Source organism: Pedobacter sp. R-06 (assembly GCF_049913135.1).
GTDB lineage: Bacteria > Bacteroidota > Bacteroidia > Sphingobacteriales > Sphingobacteriaceae > Pedobacter.
The window spans coordinates 3,338,867-3,355,643 of record NZ_CP183977.1 but is presented as its reverse complement, the minus strand read 5'-3'; the positions used below and the strand labels follow the sequence as shown (position 1 = coordinate 3,355,643).

Sequence of the window (16,777 nt, the reverse complement as noted above, 5' to 3'; positions counted from 1 at the left end):
AATGGGCCTACCTTTACATATTATCTTTAATAAATGCTGCCAAGACTGTTACACCCAGTTTTTGTACTGTGTCAATTGCAAATTTTCCAGCCACATTAAGATACTTTATTAGGTTGCTTCCATTTTTTTCTTCTGCTGCGGCCTGTGCAAGAGCAATGTTTTTTACTGCTGTAACTTCTTCTTCAGTCTTGGCTTCTGAGGTAAGGAATTCCCTCAGTTTTCGCAGTTCGTCTGCTAATATTGTATAGTCTGTGTTTTCTGGTAGCGTACTCGACTGTTGGTTAAATATTGGATTGTTGGCTATTGCGTTATCGCCAACGGCTCCAATCTGTGCGTTGGGCATTGAATACTTGCTCATAAAAATCTCTGTTTTTTGTTCTACTGCTGGCCTGAACTCTGAATTCATAATCTTTTGTCTCAGGAGTTCAAGATCGCCCGGTTGAAAGTTACCAAATAATTTTGAGAAATGATCTGCAAAATCAATCATTCCATTGTCTGATATCAGTTTTTTCTCGTCCCTTAAGTATGTACGTATCGCTGTATTAAAATAGTTTTGCAATTTCTCTGATTGCAGGTTACCTTTTATTGTCGATATCTTGCCCTTTGAAATGCTGTGCAGGACATTTTTAAGGCAGCATTGCTCGGAAAATATACGCTGGATAGTAATACGTAGATTTCTATGAACTACCTGTTCGGAACCCTCCATACGTTCGTGGACCCAAAGTTTAAAGGTTTTCTCCCGATAGTTGTGCCATTCACTGAAAAGAAGATATCCATCCTCCTCATGTCTGATCTCGTCCATTTCAAGACCGCTTTTCTCAAGTTTTTCCTCATCGTCCAAAAGAAGGTATATCTGTGGCTCACAGTCCATAATGCTATTTTCGGTTCCGGTATCCGATAACTTCGACTTAAAGGTCGTGTTGGTTCTATGGAATTTTTTAAGCCACTTGGCCAGTGATAGCAATTGTGGGCTGTATCTGTTCTCACCAATTCTGATCTTTACCTGTGAATCAAGGATGTTGCTTACAGTTTCGTTAATATCATGCCTGCTTATGGTTTTCTTGCCAAGATTGGTACGAAATACAAATTCATATCTGTTCAGTACAAGCTCTTCTCCCGAATAAAAATTCCTATAAACGTTTTTTAACTGCATCCCACTACGGACAGTGATGTTGGGACAGCCGATGCCACGTCTGATCTCACACAGGTATCCCTCGTGGACCCAACTTTTAAGGCCTTTTTTCCTTCTTGGCCTTATCTTTCCAGTTCCCCTGACAAACTGTGAGAGATTGGGGAGAGGCCATCCTGGTTTATCGAGGACTTCGGTAGATGCCTCGTTGAACAGCCTGATATCTGTGAGTGTAAACTGTAGAAAAATAATCATAATGTTTGTTAAAAAAAGTCCCAAAGTGGCGAACACTTTGGGACCCGAACTCTTGGCTCAATTTCCTTTCGATATCAAGATCAGTAAGCATTCTTATCTGGATGCTAGGTAATCTACTAAGAAAACATATTGTAAGGGTCCTAAGCAAGCTTATTCCTCCAATAATGCGTATTGAACCCCTTGACGATTCTCTGGTTTATATTTAGGGTCCTGTGCCCTAAAAAGCAAATATAATCAATTTGGCTTATAAACGTCAAAGCTATAAAACCTATATTTGATGTTAATAATTCAAATTAAACAGAAATGCTCTTCAGTAAACTTATTATCGAAACAGAAAAGGAAGTTGAACAGTACTTCGATACGCTATTTGATATGGCCGTCAAAAACCAGGTACACTCAGGTGATCTTCTTTTAGTGATGGAGGGGGCGCTACTGTCCAGGGAAAAGGATTATGACAATCCTGATGCGGTTGAGCTTAAAAACTATTACAATATTGGAAAGGGGCTTGACGGCCACTGTGAGGATACCAATTACGGTTTTATTGCAGAATATGTCAATTCCACAGAAAATGAAAGTTTTGAAGATTATAAAAAGGCTATTGAATTCGATCCCGTAAGGAGCCATGAGCTTCGCGATATCACTGAAGGGGAATCGATCACCATTCAAATAGAAATGCTTATTTATCTTAAGATTTGGGAAGGAGAGACGTTTTTGAAAAAATTTTACCAGCTGCTAAGGTTAGTGAATCGTGAGGAGTATGACTGGCATTGCACTGTCAATGGATTTGGAAAAGCTAAACAAGGAAGCCTTTCACGGGCCGAGCTCTTAAGTTTTATCAAATCACAGCTTGAAACCCATATTCCAGGCCTTTCAACCTCATTTAACGAATGCCATGTTCCTCAGGTCAGAAATGCAATATCACACTCCCAGTATGCGATTATCGGCAGGGATATTATGTTCAACAACTATGAGCCAGAGAGGGAAGGATCTATAAGAGGGATTTCATTTGACGACTGGACTGACATGTTCCACCGTACCTTGGCGATCTTCCATCTTTATAACAAACTGTTCAGACGCATCAGACTTTATTATTATGAATCATCGGCTGAGTTCAGGCATAAAAAAGAGGTAAGGGTAAACAGGATCTTTCCGGAGCTACATAGTTTTCATCTTGTCCTTCACACAAGACCGATCTTCATGGACTGGGGCCCTAGTCCCGATAATTATTAGCTAGGATAAATATCTAAAAACAGATAACTATATTATGGATTGGATAAACACAGCTGATAAGATGCCAGAGGAATTTGATCCGGTATTCCTGAGTAGGAACCGGGACGAAGATCTTGGGAAATCGGATATCGGCTATCTCATTAGTAATGACGAGGGCCTGCAGGGATGGCACATAGGTAATGAACGTTTTCTAAAAATACATGCAAGAAGCTTTTGGATGCTTTTGGAGGAAAGGAATAATTTTGTTCCTGCACATCTGTCTGGAGAGGGATTGACCCCTGTTTTGGATTTTTATCTGGAAAGACTCGACTTCTTTGATAAGAAGATAATGTATCTGGGAAAATGGATGATCCATTCAGGTCAGGGAATATATCATCTGGATTATTATATCTCAGGCATACTCAACCGTGGTATGTCACTCATATACGGCTTTATTACACTTATCAGAAGTGTAAACTTTATCTCTGCAGCACATCTTGTTCGGCCTTATCTTGATAATTATCTGCGCCTTAGTGCAGCTTGGATGGTAGAGAAGCCACATGATTTTGCATTTAATGTACTCAAAGGGGGGAGGGTTGACCTGATGGTGGATAGAGAGGGTAAAAAGATGACGGACAGTTACCTCGTCAAAAAAGCTACAATCGACTATCCCTGGGTCAAAAATGTATATGAACAGAGTTCTGGCTTTGTCCACTTCAGCAATAAGCATATCTTCAATGCAACATCCTTTGCAAAGAAGAAGGGAAATACACTTACAACGTTCATAGGAAAGGTGGACAATGATGTATCCAATGAAAACAAGCTAGAAGCAGTAATTGGGATGATAGAAATCAGTAACTGTATAGTTAAACAGGTTTTCGGATGGATTAATACAAAACGCATAAAGGGTTAGTTATACCCTATCTGATTAGCTAAAAGAAGGAGCAGCTCTGGTGGGAAAGAAAAATTAATAGATATCTTTTCCGATAACTATCGATCGGATTTTCACTGCCCTCGAAGAAACAGGGCAGGAGTGTACAGAGTCTAAATCTTTAGATTACAATATTCCTGTACTTTCGGCAACCCTGCACGCTTCCATGACGTTGGTTACATTTAGCTTTTGAAAGATGTTTTGTCTATGCCGGTTCACTGTGTTAATACTCAAACCCAGCTTAACTGCAATTTCCTTACTTCTACGGCCATGCTTAATAAGTTGTAAAACCTCTTTCTCCCTTGAAGATAAAATATCAATAAATCGCTGCTGATTATGATCTATGATTTTTCCTGTTTTTATATTGACAATTGCCCCTTGCGGAATTTCAAATTCAGGATGATCATAAATCATATTATAAAGACAAAGGGACAGACGCATACTGCCGTCTTTAGAGTTTCCAATATATATCAGGCGGTGCTGGATCAAAATATACTTTCCATCTTTGTTGCGGATCCTAAGTTTGGTGATTACCTGATAATCCATCCGTTCTCTGATATCAATAGAGTTTAGCAGCTGAAAAAATTGAAACTCAAGCCTATATTTCTTCTGTAGATCTTCTGGGTGTACACGGCCCAATAGCTCATCCTCCCAAATGGATTTAATCTCAGCTTCTTTCTTTTCAAGGCCGATTTCTTCAGCAATTGCGTCGTAATAAAGAAAGCTTCTTCTAGCTTTCATATCACTGAGTACACTCATGCAGTTCTCAAGTTTACTATACATCTGGGCGATCAGCCTGCCGTTCTGCAATTGCAGTTCAGGATTGACCGTTGCTTCAAAAGGCTGAGAAAAAAATTTAATGTCAAGCAGGTCCCGCATAATTATTTATCAGGTCTATGGTTATTTATCACCATTGAATTTAGTTTGATCAGTCAATAACTTTGCGAACTTACTAAAGTTGAATGTGATTTAGCTATTAAAAAAATGTTTTGATTAAAGTAAATATCATGCGCCCTACATTACCTGTGGTGTGGCAAAATAAACATTCAACGATTAAAACAATAATAATAAAAACATGAAAAAAATCCTTTTTGCGCTTGGGTTTATGCTTAGCCTAAATGAATTGAAAGCACAAAACCTTGAAAAAATGCAGTGGTTTAATGAGCCTGAAGAGTGGCAGATCAAAAACAACAGTCTGATAATGCAGGTGACTCCTAAGAGTGATTACTGGCGCATTTCACACTATGGGTTTACCGTTGATGACGCCCCTTTTTATTATACCACTTATGGCGGGGAGTTTGAAGCCAAGGTAAAACTGACAGGTGCCTACAAAGCCCGTTTCGACCAGATGGGACTGATGATCCGTACTGATCATAAAAACTATATCAAAACCGGTGTCGAGTTTGTTGATGGTAAGTTCAATGTAAGCACTGTAGTTACTCATGAAAAAAGCGATTGGAGTGTGCTGTCACTGGAGAAGGTGCCACCTTTTATCTGGATTAAGGTGGTGCGCAGATTGGATGCATTAGAAATCTTCTATTCCCTTGATGATAAAAACTATATTATGACCCGTAACGCACCACTTGAGGATAATGCACCGATAACGATCGGATTGATGGCCGCAAGCCCTGATGGCAATGGTTTTGAAGCCAAGTTCGAGAATTTCAAAGTAAAGCACCTTGCTGATCAGCGCAGATTGGAATGGCTTAAAAACCATCAATAGTTTCCTTTTCAGTTGGTGGGAGGAACACCAACCGAAAGTACAGAAGAATCTTTCTAATATTTTATCAAGGTTACGATGAAGTTTTGATATTGTATGCCAGAAACTTTCTCTGGGCGGTTGAGAGATAAATAGATAATTTGTTAAGATTTTTCTACGTCGGCGGGACCAAGTTGTTCAGCTAAATTTATAATGGTTATTTTCCTTTAAAAATCATTTTTGCTCATTTTCAGTTGTTTAGCCCTCACGCATTGTAATTTTGGAGATTCCTTTTATTTTTGTGCAATGACCGTAACTGTTTTGGCTATTCTTGAGACTGACTTCAGACCCGAGAAAGCGCTCGCAAAAGTGATGAATGACAGGCTCCAGCGTGCGGCATCAGAACTCCAGAATGTTCACCTGAAGTCCCTTTCTGGGAGGGGATTCTCAACAGATGATCTTGTTATTTATATCAGTTATAATCCAAAATATAAAATACGCTTCAGAATCGTAAATGATGTCGCCGCAGATATTGAATACATGGTAGCAGAATGCTGTGGACGCTTGGGCTATATTCTCTGGAAGACGAATAGTGTAGCTGTAGATAAAAATGACCTTTTTGCCTTCTAGTATAATGGGCCAGAATCGAATATTGGATATTCTTAGAAAGATTTCCGGAAATGTAAAGATTCTTGAATTATGAGATTACCCTCGGCACATGTACTTAGAAGAACCATTATAGTTGAAATTTCTATTTACTTTGCATTAAGGACACTTGTCGGAGATATTCTGGGTGAAGGGATGAAAGGAATTCCTTCAGAAGCCTTGCATTTTCTTCGATTACCTGATCGACCACTTTCAGCCTTTTCTTTTTATATTCCCTGATCCTGTATTCTATGATTCGCATTGGGAGAAGGTCTCTAGCCTCCCGGTTCATAGGGTAGCCCTTGGCCTCGAATTTGTACAGGGTGAGCCCGTCATAAATATTGATCTCATCCCTTTCCTTATCTCCGATTGTCCCTCCATGGGTGTTCACGTGGCGGAGGCTGACCAAGTTGGCAAAGGCCTGGGTATAGTTATCATATATTACCATTGGTGCCGCTTTTTTTTCGAGCTTCTTGGCCAGTTCACTGAACGAACAGTTCCTTTCCGGGAGGTCTAGCTGGTAGACTTCATTGATCAACAGCTTCATGATCTCCTGGATAGTATGTACCTTGTGAAAAAGAGCCTCTGTGTGATACTGAAGATATTCAAGCTGGGAAATGCCTTTTTCGAAATAGTATCTTTTGAACGGATACCTTCCCATGTATATCCTGATGTGATCAATCTGTTCTGTTGTTTCGGTCAAGGTGTTCTGGATGCGGAATATTGTAGACTGGTATCGCTTACATCCATCCAACAGTGCAAAATTGTTTTTTCCGGGCAGGAAACCCTCGATTGTATGGGCAGTTCGAAGAAAGGTGGAATAATCTGATAAAAGTTTCCGCGTGAAAAGGTTGTTGAGGTAGTCCAGGTTCATGGTTCTTGATAAACAGTTTTGTTAAAGGGGCCTTTTTCTTTTGTTGATTGCCCTGCTCATCCGGTCGAACAGTCTTTTTTTTCCTGATAGATCAGTTCAAGTGCGTATTTCAAGAGCCTGTATGCATCTAGGATGTTTTGTTCTGAAAGAGTATTAAAATGGCTTCCGCTGTTACCGATCCATTTGATAGCTAAAAGATGGTTTGCAACCTCGGGATTCTTTTTTTCGTATTCCAAGATTCTATGGTGGAGGACAATCTTTTCGCGCCCCTTTTTTTAACCTGAGTCTTTTTTATCTTAAGCTCGTCCATCCAGAAAAGACCAAATGAATCAATAAGAATCCTTCGGACGCTATCTGGGCATGATTTTGGTATCACTATAATATGAGGGGCTGGAATAAAGGTTGAATATTTAGCGTACATATCGTCTCCATTTTCGTCTGGATAGTTGTTGCAGGAAACAAATCCAAGGGCGGCTGCAGCCTCTCCACAGGTGTTGCTCTGAAAGTGCTCGCTAAAGACATAACCTGATACAGGGTAGGGCGGCTCATCCAGTGCATTGATGAGTGATTCCCTGGTTTCTGTCTGTACAAATTTTTTATTGATGGAGAACAGCTCTCCCAAGTGACATTTTGGACAAGGCCTGGGCAGCCTCCAGTCAGTCCATATATTTTCGTTCATTGGAGTGTATTTAGAATTTTAGGTGATATACAATTCGTGTCCATCCTCTAGTAACTTTTTCTTTTTTGTGTTCTTTGTTTTTAGAGTTTTTTTACCAGCGCTGTTTCTGTCCAAGGCAGCCTCTTAGTTCATTTTAGTACAGGAGGCGAAACATGGCAAGGAAGGCTCCTGTACAAAAGTGATCGATATCAGTACCTAGGGAAATTCAAGTAACTTAAAATGGCTGTTGGTAAGATATTCATATATAAATGATGCAGTCTCCTTGCTGATAACCCTATCCAGTGCAAGGTCAAGTAGCTTTCCCTTTAGCAATTGAGACCAGGTTTTCTTGGAAAGTTTATTCTGCAGTTCACGAAGTTCCCCAATTTCGTCGAATATAATTTCCTGGCCGTGGCCTAGTTTGGTCAAGTGTTCAATGATATTATCAAGCTTTTTCTCTAGTTCCCCATTTCCCTTTGCCCTTTTTGTCTGCCTGTCTTTTCTCTCTATATAGTTTGCACCTTTTACAGAGATATGTACATTATCCTCCTTGCCATACCTATGGTGCGGGTTTACATAACCGCGCCTCCCAAGGTCCTCAGCAATCTCATGTGGCTCGGAGCTCCTAAACCCGATTCCATTCAGATTAAGGATTGTGGCGATAGAGTAGGTCTCTTCTCCAAATACAATGTTGAGTTTGCGTAGCAAAAAGTCGGTTTTGTCTGTAATGCCATTGAACTGTACTGTATTTTCTGGCTCCGAAAGTGTTTCAACCATCATTAGGTAGCCCTTGACCTGTTCGAGGCTTTTGTAAAACCGGTCCAGTCTATCAAGCTCTTTTTTTATTTCCGGCTCAGAACCGCCTCCCCATTTGGACCAATGATAATCCTCAAAACTATTATAGCTTTTTCTTAATAACCTTAGTACGGGATCCGCATCAGGGGATATGGAATCCTTAAGGAAACTTTCTGTTCGATCAATCAGGCTGTCCGCTTGCAACTTGAACCGGCCGTTGTTTTCGCTGCTGCTGGTAAGTAGGGCCAAAAATTCATTGAGGAGTTCTTCCAGTGCTTCGAAAAAGGCAAAATGCGAGATGTTGGTTAGCGTGTGTTTCATTGTTGTTGAAATATCAGATAGATGTCTATGTTATTTTTATGGGCAGTGATTCTGAAGGATTGAAAAGTAAAATTATGGATTTAAGGCTAGTGAATCTGTGGGAGTTTTGCAACAAAAATAATTTGTCGTTAGGAGACAAAAGAACGGGCAGTCAGCAAAGCCTTCTACCCATTATCTAAATTAACGCTCTCAGAAACAAAGTTAATATTTCTAAGATCATCTGCAAGTTTCTGGTTACCTATAAAAACTGTGTCAAAGGCTGAGATATCGTATAGATCTTAGGGAGGAAACGAGGCTTGATGAGGTTTGTTTTGGTGCGATAATACATTTTTATGAGGGCTATTTTCATATTATGTTTCAATTAAAGTTTTTTTAAGCATTTATTAAGGTCTAAAATTAAGTTTGGGCTTTCATAAACATAACCAAATAAACAACGGATGGAAAACATTACCATTGGAGCTGATATAGGTGGTTCTCACATTACAGCCGCTATAATTGACCTCGAAAAAAAAGAAGAGATAAACCATACCTGGAAAAGGGCTCGTCTTGATTCAAATGGAACTGCTGAGAGCATTATTGAAACATGGGCAGATACCTTGGATTCATGCTGTAAAGGATATGACAAAGAGCTATTAAAGGTTAATATTGCGATGCCCGGTCCCATGGACTATAAAAATGGGATCAGTAAAATTAAGGCCCAAGGTAAATATGCGTCACTATATAATTTAAATATTAAAAACCTGTTGGCAGGCCGGTTGGGTATTCCTGCATCTTCAGTAAATTTCATGAATGATGCTGCCTGCTTTTTAAAAGGAGAGGTTTTTAGCGGGAGCCTTAGAGGCTATGATCAGGCCATTGGTTTAACATTGGGTACTGGTCTTGGAACTTCTTATTTTGTAAATGGGAAGGTTAGGGATGCCGGTCTGTGGTGCATGCCTTTTTTGGATGGTATTGCCGAAGACTACATTTCCACAAGATGGTTTATCAGAAGGTTTGAAGAGCTCAGCGGAATCAGGGTGAAGGATGTAAAGGATCTGGTGGACCACCACAAACTCTCACCATATTTTAAGGAATTATTTACTGAATTCAGTCGGAACCTTGCGAATTTTCTGTATAAGTTCATTAGAAAAAAGATGCCCTTAGGGGCTGTTTTAGGCGGAAACATTGCCAATGCCGAAGCTTATTTTATTGAAGATACCCGTAGTAACCTTGCGCAGATTATGGGGTACAGCTTTCCTGTCGAAATCTCTAAGCTGGGCGAAAAGGCAGCACTATTAGGAGCAGGCTCAAATACAGGGGTTAAATCATAAGCGGCGTTTGGCATAATGAAAAATTTCTACACGCAGAATAGATAATATGCAAATGTCCCATTATGATTTTATCTGTTCCATATATCTCAACAACGAATATCAATCAAATTTTAAATACCTAAAAATGAACCAAACAAAAATCAAAGCTACTTTTACCGAAAAGAAATTCCTGATTACCCTTGTGTTTGTTACCTCCCTTTTTATGTTTTGGGGCATAGCGATTACAATGGCGGATGTGTTGAACAAACATTTTCAACATACAATGAACCTAACCAAATCACAATCTGCATTTGTTCAGTTTGCCGTCTTCGGTGCCTATGCTGTGATGGGAATACCAGCGGGCCTATTTATGAAACGCTACGGATATAAAAAAGGAGTGCTTTTAGGACTGTCTCTTTTTGCAACAGGTGCATTTTTGTTTGTTCCTGCGGCAAACATGTCTTCATTCGCTTTTTTTGGTATTGCCCTCTTTATTGTTGGATGTGGCCTGTCTACACTTGAAACCGTCTCACACCCATTTGTTGCCTCCCTGGGAGACCAGAGGACGAGCGACCAGCGTATCAATTTTGCCCAGTCGTTTAATGCTGTTGGTGCAATGTTGGGGCCAGCTATCGGTAGTTATTTTCTATTGCGCAATAACGTACAGGGAAGTACGGACTTAACATCTGTCAAGATTTTATACACAGTGATCGGTGCGGTTATCCTGCTCGTGGCCCTGTCCTTCTCTTTTGTAAAAGTTCCGCACACTACAGATCCCCACGCTGTTTCCGAGTCGGAAGCAGATGCGGTAAATGTTGACGTTGCCCCTGAGAAAAGGCTTTTTGATCATAAGCATTTTGTATGGGCAGTTGCTGCCCAGTTTTTTAACGTAGCAGCACAGGCTGGTACCTGGGCATTTTTTATCAACTACGGTCATGAAAAAATGGGCTTTAGTGATGCGGAAGCTGGTAACTATATGGTGTTGTTTATGGGAATGATGCTTGCCGGACGTTTTATCGGAACATTTTTAATGCGTATTGTTGCACCGAATAAGTTACTGGCAGCATTTGCCCTTGGCAACATTATCATGTGCATTGTAGTGGCACAAAGTCTAGGCCTTGTATCTTTCATTGCCTTATTGATGATCAATTTCTTTTTTAGCATCATGTTCCCAACAATATTTAGCCTGGGACTTAAAAACCTTGGGGCTAGAACTCAGCAGGCATCTTCATTTCTATCTATGGGCGTTGTTGGTGGGGCTTTCTTCCCTTTCATTATGGGGGCCGTAGCAGACAGGGCGGGGACGGCAAATGCCTATTACGCACCAATTGTCTGTTACATCGTTATTTTTCTTTTTGCTGCCAAGTTTTATAAGGTAAAGCATTAATATCCAGAATTTTTTATGAAAAATCATTTTATACTTGCGGTTCTTGTATTATTTTTTCTATCCGGATCGGTTGATGCGCAGGAGAAAAGTACCTCTGAGCAAAAATATTGGAATACCAATATTAAGTTAACCTCCTGGCGGATTCCGCCTCCTCCAATTGGTTATAAACCGAGATTGGTAGACCTCGATAAGGATGGGGATCCAGATTTATTATATTCGGTAACCAGCAAGAATATTCCTGTTCTTTGGGTGGATGACGATGATGATATGACTTGGAGCGATCTGGAAGGTGATACCGATAGTGATTGTCTGCTGATAGACAAAAACAGGGATGGGAAATATGGTGGAATGGGTGATCTTATTATTGACTGGGTTGATAATAACCAGGACAATAAGGCTGATATGCAGATTATTGTGGACTATCCACAGGTAAGGACACCTCAGGCTTGGCCAAATGGGCATTATATGGTTGTGCTCGATACAGATAAAGACAATGTTTTTAATTATATCGATTGGAACAATTTCGAGATAAAGGCCTGGGACAGGAATGGTCTGTCGGATTTTTTCCTTGATTATAGTGGCAAAAGTGCATTTCTTAAGATCCACGTTGCTACCTATACAATGGAGAACCTCAAGTTGAACTGGGAAAATCCATTTCTTTTCTATGATCCTGATAATGATGGTTTGTCTGAAATGGCTATAAGATTTGTAGACTCTCCCAAATCTACCCCATATCATCCGGGTGACAGCAGTTCATATAACGTAAAACTTGGAGGGAAGATTGACTGGGTCTCGATCGCTGTTGATATGGATAATGATAATGCTCCAGGTAATGAATTTGATTATGATTTTTCGCTCAATTTTAGGGGAGGAGGATTTGATTACATGGACCAGATTCATAAATTTAAAAACATGCGTGGACTAAAGGCCGCAGATACGCTTTTTATGGATCCGCGTTGGAGACAGATGGATGAACTGATATACCCCGACCATGACAGTGCATTAGATCTGATTTTTAACCGTGGAAAATGGAACAAGGTTTATTTTGTCTATGATGAGGATGATGACTGTAACAGATGGGAGCGTGTGGAGTTTTATGACCCTTTGGATCCTTTCAAGGTAGGCCCGGAAAAGGGTGGGATCGATAACAATGTGCAGAGTGACCCAGCAGGTGACAGAGGTGAATGGGACCTTGACAATTCCGGCAAAGGTCAGCTTTATATCAGTAAATTCGACGGACGGCTGCACTTGTACGGTGCCGAATGGGGAGCATGGCGTATTGATCAGAACGCATCATTTTACCAGGGATGGGACAGGAAATGGTTAAATAAGGATCCTAATCAATTTGCAACGGTGAAATACATTGATAGTGATAATAATGGCTTTATAGATAAGATACTTTATGATCTTGATGGAGATAAACTGTTTGAAGATTCGGTGGATCTGGCCAAACTCAAGCTTAAGGATGTGTGTGAGGTTGTGGATATTTCAAAATTTAAGTATGACGATTACGTAAGCCTACACAAGAAAATGGCTGATCAGCTTTGGAGAAACGCAGGATTATCCTTAGAGGCTGCCAAGAAATATGGTGTGAATACAAGTTGGTATGCCAAGCTTTCCCAGGCAAATTCTGCCAAGGAAAAATATAACAACGGTTACTGGCTGCAGTTTTATGTTTATAGGGATCTAAAAGACCATTTTCTGAGAAAAAAAGATAAAGATATGCTCCATAAATTGGATCTGGCATACTATGGCGCTGATTGGCAGTCACTTTAATAGCCAGATTATCTTTAGCGTTTACCTGACTTTCAAGTTGAGAAGGTTTATGGACGGACAGGAATGATGGATTATGTTGTGGGGCCAAGGTTTAAGGAAATTCAACGGCCCCATAACACCATCTAAAAGACGGAAATTAATTTATTTCTCCAAGCCGTATAAGCAGGGTCATAAGAGTTAAAGTGGGCAGCATCTTACAATATTTAACAAAATAGCTATGGGTTTCAAAATTGTTATTAAAAGCATTCTCCGCATTTTATTGTTTATTTTTTCTTTTCTCGGGATAAGCGCAGGAGCTGATAATGAGTGTTATGCCCAACATTATTCACAGATCTGGGGTAGGAATGGCGAAAAATGGGACCGGAGCCGTATACCGGATTTTACCACTTCTGGCTATAAAGAAGGAAAGGTGCTGATTCCAAGTTATCCCATTGTTATAAATATCAGGGAAATGGGAGCTTTTGGAGATGGAATCCATGATGATACATATGTGTTAAGGGAAGCCATTAAAAACTGTGGTAAAAAGGGAACGGTTTTTCTTCCAGCAGGAAGTTATCTTATCACAGACAGTATTTTAATTGAAAAGAGTGGATTATCTATCAGGGGAGCTGGTAGGGACAAAACAATTTTGCTCATCTCCAAGGGGCTGGAGGAACTTTATCCTAGATATGGCCTGAATGGTGGAAAACAGTCTCCGTGGTCATGGAGCGGTTCGATGATTACTTTTCAGGGGAACATTTCAGGTTCGGGAATAGAAAGTCTCAGTATCCGTTTCCCTGATAGTTTATGGTCCGATCATAACTTTCATGAAAGGGGATATAACGGTATCGGTTTTAGTGGGAATGCACAGGATGGCTGGATAAGTAATGTCCACATTACCGGATCGGATCTTGGAATCTGGATTGATAGATCTGCGCATCACATTACCATAACAGACTGGCTTCTCGACTTTGGACCAAACAGGAATTTGCAGAAGATCCAGGGACATCATGGGGTCAATATCTATGGTGGATATAACTTACTGCAGAACTTCGAAATCAGGGGCAGGTTTTGGCATGACCTATCTGTCGAATCCAAGTTCAGCACTCATAACGTATTCCGCAAAGGAAAAGGGACAGACCTCTGTCTTGATCATCATCATCATGAACACAATAATAATCTTTTTACCGATCTGGATGCCGGCGAGGGAGGCAGGCTTTACTTTTCTGGAGGAAATTTTGCACCTCTGGGCATTTGCTTCAATGAAACATTCTGGAATATTAGGGCGAAGTCACACTTAAAATACTGTGACGAAAAGAATAGTGATAAAGGACGTTCTACAAACAATGTCTGTGTGGGTTTTTACACCGATCTTCCTTCGCAATTGAACAACCCAGACGGGAACTGGTTTGAGACAATCCAACCATCGGATCTGTATCCAAAAGACTTATACAAGGCACAGATGGATTTTAAGTTAAGATCAAGGCACTAAAAGCGTGAAAATACCACTGATTGTATATGTTTTGATATAAGTTACCATTTAATATTCCTACTGATGAGATTACTTTTAATATTTGTCGTTCTTGTGCTTTTACTAGCCTTATCCGTTGTTTCCAACGCACAGACGGTTACTTTGGATTATTATTTTAACCGGGAAACTCATAAGGATAAACAGGGTAAGGATATCCGTTTTCATTATCTGTGGAGCGAGCGTTCAGGGTCGGGCTTCTCCATTCTCGGAAATGCCTTTAAGAAGCAAGGATTTAAATTAGATTCGCTTGAAACATCCCCAACTTTGATGGATTTAAAGAAAAGTGATGTTTATCTTATAGTGGATCCCGACACAAAGAAAGAAGCCCTTAAACCCAACTATATTGGGACTGTAGATATCGGAGTGATTTCAGCGTGGGTGAAGAAGGGCGGAGTACTGGTGATGTTTGCAAATGATAGTGCCAATGTAGAACTACCAAACTTCAATAAGCTCGCAGATGTTTTTGGTATGCATTTCACCAGCGATATAGAGAATCATGTCATTGACGATGCCCATTTTAGCGAAGGTACAATAGTAATCAAGGACAATCCGGTATTTAATACAGCTGGTAAAATCTTCATGAAAGATGCATGTGCAATCACAGCTAATGGGACTACAGAGCCTGTCCTGAAAAATAGCAACGGGGCGACAGTTATCGCCTATACAAAATATGGTCAGGACCATGTTATTGCTATTGCAGATCCGTGGCTGTATAATGAGTATGTGAACGGTAGACTCCCAAAAGAGTTGGGTATCGAAAACGATAAGGCTGCTGATGATCTGGTCTCATGGATAAAAAAGCTGACCGATAAATAAGAAAAATTGATGAGTACCGGGTAGCGCCATCTACCAATCTAAATGGATATCTGAGTGCTAACCCGGTGTTTCTGGTGGTGAGGCTTTGGATACCTACCCTTTCAATATCTCCTCTATGAGTGCAAGCTCCCGTTCATCAAAATTGATGTTTTCCAGAGCTATTACCGCATCATCCACCTGACTGGTATTACTGGCTCCGATAAGAACCGATGTTAGCCGCGCGTCTTTCAGTAGCCATGATAATGCCATCTGTGAAAGTTTTTGACCTCTATCCGATGCCAGCTTATCAAGTGCGGTTATCTTTTCCAGTTTCGATGGGCTGATATCCGTTTGTTTTAAAAATATCCCGCTGGTTGCAATGCGGGAGTCTGAAGGGATTCCCTTGATATATCTATCTGTCAACAGTCCTTGGGCAAGGGGTGAAAAGGCGATGCAGCCTGTCCGTTGTTTCTCAAGAACTTCGAGAAGGCCTTTTTCTGCATTTCTTTCAAACATTGAATACTTGACCTGATGGATCAGACAGGGGGTACCCATTTTGTTAAGCATTTCAATGGCTTTTTCTGTCTGGTCTGCAGAGTAATTCGAGATCCCTACATATAGGGCTTTTCCCTGTTGTACGAGGAGGCTCAATGCAGCCATAGTTTCTTCAAGATCGGTATCGGGATCCGGCCGGTGATGATAGAATATATCAACATAATCAAGCCCCATCCTCTTTAGGCTCTGATCAAGACTGGAAACAAGATATTTTTTTGATCCCCAGTCTCCATATGGCCCCTCCCACATAGTGTATCCCGCTTTTGTGGATATGATTATTTCGTCCCTATGATTGAGGAAGTCTTTGTGTAGGATTTTTCCGAAAACTTCCTCTGCAGATCCGGGAGGCGGGCCATAGTTGTTTGCAAGATCAAAATGTGTAATTCCATGATCAAAGGCGGCAGCGATTATCTGTCTGCTTTTTTCGAACGCATTAACGTATCCGAAGTTATGCCAAAGCCCAAGTGAAATGGCTGATAGCTTTAGTCCGCTGTTCCCGCATCTGCGGAACTGCATAGTTTGGTAACGGTTTGGTGAAGGTTTAACTGTCATTTTTATAATATTGATAATTGACAACGTTTGGAGCTTAAAGAGGGCTCTTGTCAGATGTGGGACAAAAATATTTTTTGGTCTTAATTTTTTATTAATATTAAGCAAGGTTGAGTCTCTTCCGGACAATTTGAACTTTGATAGTGTTAAAAATTGACCGACATTATATCTGTTGTTTTTGAGGTCAGGTCAGTACTGAATCGGCATATTTTTTTAACAGAGAAGGGTATTATACAGATTTCTCAGTTAGGGATGCATAAGCATAGTGCGTTAAATTGAATTTTTTAAAAGAATTTACCAGCTTGTCCTATCTGTGAATGAGTACTGCATAAACCTGTGCTAGAGATTATTTTTATATCGGGAAAGCAAGAATTGGCTTTATTCTGGTTTTTCTGTCTGT

Annotated in this window: 16 protein-coding genes; 9 read left to right on the top strand and 7 right to left on the bottom strand. The window is 40.3% G+C overall.

All coding sequences use genetic code 11. The annotated features are described in order from the left end of the window. Positions 1 to 13: 13 nt before the first annotated feature. Complete coding sequence (locus tag ACN9MR_RS13655; protein WP_426324360.1) at positions 14 to 1,384, bottom strand: hypothetical protein; 1,371 nt, start codon at positions 1,382 to 1,384, stop codon at positions 14 to 16. 303 nt (positions 1,385 to 1,687) lie between these two features. On the opposite strand from ACN9MR_RS13655, the gene ACN9MR_RS13650 reads away from it, so the two are divergent. Both ACN9MR_RS13650 and ACN9MR_RS13645 read left to right on the top strand, forming a co-directional pair. Beyond that, a complete protein-coding gene (locus tag ACN9MR_RS13650; RefSeq protein ID WP_426324359.1) occupies positions 1,688 to 2,614 on the top strand; it encodes a hypothetical protein in 927 nt (308 codons plus the stop codon). Positions 2,615 to 2,648: 34 nt separating this feature from the next. Further along, the gene (locus ACN9MR_RS13645) at positions 2,649 to 3,506 is read left to right on the top strand and encodes a hypothetical protein (RefSeq protein WP_426324358.1); all 858 of its coding nucleotides are present in this window, start codon (positions 2,649 to 2,651) and stop codon (positions 3,504 to 3,506) included. 144 nt (positions 3,507 to 3,650) lie between these two features. On the opposite strand, the gene ACN9MR_RS13640 is transcribed toward ACN9MR_RS13645, so the two are convergent. After that, on the bottom strand, positions 3,651 to 4,265 hold the full coding sequence (locus ACN9MR_RS13640; RefSeq protein ID WP_426324357.1) for a response regulator transcription factor: 615 nt from the start codon (positions 4,263 to 4,265) through the stop codon (positions 3,651 to 3,653). A gap of 334 nt (positions 4,266 to 4,599) precedes the next feature. On the opposite strand from ACN9MR_RS13640, the gene ACN9MR_RS13635 reads away from it, so the two are divergent. Further along, on the top strand, positions 4,600 to 5,247 hold the full coding sequence (locus ACN9MR_RS13635) for a DUF1349 domain-containing protein (protein WP_426324356.1): 648 nt from the start codon (positions 4,600 to 4,602) through the stop codon (positions 5,245 to 5,247). Between the two features lie 282 nt (positions 5,248 to 5,529). Next, a complete protein-coding gene (locus tag ACN9MR_RS13630) occupies positions 5,530 to 5,853 on the top strand; it encodes a hypothetical protein (protein ID WP_426324355.1) in 324 nt (107 codons plus the stop codon). Between the two features lie 121 nt (positions 5,854 to 5,974). On the opposite strand, the gene ACN9MR_RS13625 is transcribed toward ACN9MR_RS13630, so the two are convergent. From ACN9MR_RS13625 to ACN9MR_RS13610, 4 genes are all read right to left on the bottom strand, one after another. Further along, positions 5,975 to 6,742 (bottom strand): Cthe_2314 family HEPN domain-containing protein, encoded by a 768-nt coding sequence (locus ACN9MR_RS13625; RefSeq protein ID WP_426324354.1) that lies wholly within the window; start codon positions 6,740 to 6,742, stop codon positions 5,975 to 5,977. A gap of 56 nt (positions 6,743 to 6,798) precedes the next feature. Continuing rightward, the gene (locus tag ACN9MR_RS13620) at positions 6,799 to 6,978 is read right to left on the bottom strand and encodes a hypothetical protein (RefSeq protein WP_426324353.1); all 180 of its coding nucleotides are present in this window, start codon (positions 6,976 to 6,978) and stop codon (positions 6,799 to 6,801) included. Continuing rightward, positions 6,933 to 7,421 carry a hypothetical protein gene (locus ACN9MR_RS13615; protein ID WP_426324352.1) on the bottom strand — a complete coding sequence of 163 codons (489 nt, stop codon included), beginning with the start codon at positions 7,419 to 7,421 and terminating at the stop codon, positions 6,933 to 6,935. The genes ACN9MR_RS13620 and ACN9MR_RS13615 overlap by 46 nt, the downstream gene beginning before the upstream one ends. 195 nt (positions 7,422 to 7,616) lie before the next feature. Beyond that, positions 7,617 to 8,516: a hypothetical protein gene (locus ACN9MR_RS13610; protein WP_426324351.1), complete on the bottom strand. Its 900-nt coding sequence runs from the start codon at positions 8,514 to 8,516 to the stop codon at positions 7,617 to 7,619. Positions 8,517 to 8,953: 437 nt separating this feature from the next. Between ACN9MR_RS13610 and ACN9MR_RS13605 the strand changes: the two genes are divergently transcribed. From ACN9MR_RS13605 to ACN9MR_RS13585, 5 genes are all read left to right on the top strand, one after another. After that, positions 8,954 to 9,826, top strand: a complete 873-nt coding sequence (locus tag ACN9MR_RS13605) for an ROK family protein (protein WP_426324350.1) — start codon at positions 8,954 to 8,956, stop codon at positions 9,824 to 9,826. 124 nt (positions 9,827 to 9,950) lie between these two features. Beyond that, a complete protein-coding gene (fucP, locus tag ACN9MR_RS13600; RefSeq protein ID WP_426324349.1) occupies positions 9,951 to 11,192 on the top strand; it encodes an L-fucose:H+ symporter permease in 1,242 nt (413 codons plus the stop codon). Between the two features lie 15 nt (positions 11,193 to 11,207). Continuing rightward, on the top strand, positions 11,208 to 12,968 hold the full coding sequence (locus tag ACN9MR_RS13595; RefSeq protein ID WP_426324348.1) for a hypothetical protein: 1,761 nt from the start codon (positions 11,208 to 11,210) through the stop codon (positions 12,966 to 12,968). Positions 12,969 to 13,185: 217 nt separating this feature from the next. Beyond that, positions 13,186 to 14,439 (top strand): glycosyl hydrolase family 28-related protein, encoded by a 1,254-nt coding sequence (locus tag ACN9MR_RS13590; protein WP_426324346.1) that lies wholly within the window; start codon positions 13,186 to 13,188, stop codon positions 14,437 to 14,439. Positions 14,440 to 14,502: 63 nt separating this feature from the next. After that, entirely contained in the window at positions 14,503 to 15,294 is a 792-nt protein-coding gene (locus ACN9MR_RS13585; RefSeq protein WP_426330207.1) for a DUF4350 domain-containing protein, read from the top strand. Between the two features lie 93 nt (positions 15,295 to 15,387). Here the strand turns inward: ACN9MR_RS13585 and mgrA are convergent, their stop codons facing one another. Next, on the bottom strand, positions 15,388 to 16,380 hold the full coding sequence (mgrA, locus tag ACN9MR_RS13580; RefSeq protein ID WP_426330206.1) for an L-glyceraldehyde 3-phosphate reductase: 993 nt from the start codon (positions 16,378 to 16,380) through the stop codon (positions 15,388 to 15,390). Positions 16,381 to 16,777: the final 397 nt, after the last annotated feature.

Coding starts and splice junctions, on each gene's coding strand:
- ACN9MR_RS13655 (WP_426324360.1), bottom strand. CDS start 1,384: ATGATTATTTTTCTACAGTTTACACTCACAGATATCAGGCTGTTCAAC.
- ACN9MR_RS13650 (WP_426324359.1), top strand. CDS start 1,688: ATGCTCTTCAGTAAACTTATTATCGAAACAGAAAAGGAAGTTGAACAG.
- ACN9MR_RS13645 (WP_426324358.1), top strand. CDS start 2,649: ATGGATTGGATAAACACAGCTGATAAGATGCCAGAGGAATTTGATCCG.
- ACN9MR_RS13640 (WP_426324357.1), bottom strand. CDS start 4,265: ATGAAAGCTAGAAGAAGCTTTCTTTATTACGACGCAATTGCTGAAGAA.
- ACN9MR_RS13635 (WP_426324356.1), top strand. CDS start 4,600: ATGAAAAAAATCCTTTTTGCGCTTGGGTTTATGCTTAGCCTAAATGAA.
- ACN9MR_RS13630 (WP_426324355.1), top strand. CDS start 5,530: ATGACCGTAACTGTTTTGGCTATTCTTGAGACTGACTTCAGACCCGAG.
- ACN9MR_RS13625 (WP_426324354.1), bottom strand. CDS start 6,742: ATGAACCTGGACTACCTCAACAACCTTTTCACGCGGAAACTTTTATCA.
- ACN9MR_RS13615 (WP_426324352.1), bottom strand. CDS start 7,421: ATGAACGAAAATATATGGACTGACTGGAGGCTGCCCAGGCCTTGTCCA.
- ACN9MR_RS13610 (WP_426324351.1), bottom strand. CDS start 8,516: ATGAAACACACGCTAACCAACATCTCGCATTTTGCCTTTTTCGAAGCA.
- ACN9MR_RS13605 (WP_426324350.1), top strand. CDS start 8,954: ATGGAAAACATTACCATTGGAGCTGATATAGGTGGTTCTCACATTACA.
- fucP (WP_426324349.1), top strand. CDS start 9,951: ATGAACCAAACAAAAATCAAAGCTACTTTTACCGAAAAGAAATTCCTG.
- ACN9MR_RS13595 (WP_426324348.1), top strand. CDS start 11,208: ATGAAAAATCATTTTATACTTGCGGTTCTTGTATTATTTTTTCTATCC.
- ACN9MR_RS13590 (WP_426324346.1), top strand. CDS start 13,186: ATGGGTTTCAAAATTGTTATTAAAAGCATTCTCCGCATTTTATTGTTT.
- ACN9MR_RS13585 (WP_426330207.1), top strand. CDS start 14,503: ATGAGATTACTTTTAATATTTGTCGTTCTTGTGCTTTTACTAGCCTTA.
- mgrA (WP_426330206.1), bottom strand. CDS start 16,380: ATGACAGTTAAACCTTCACCAAACCGTTACCAAACTATGCAGTTCCGC.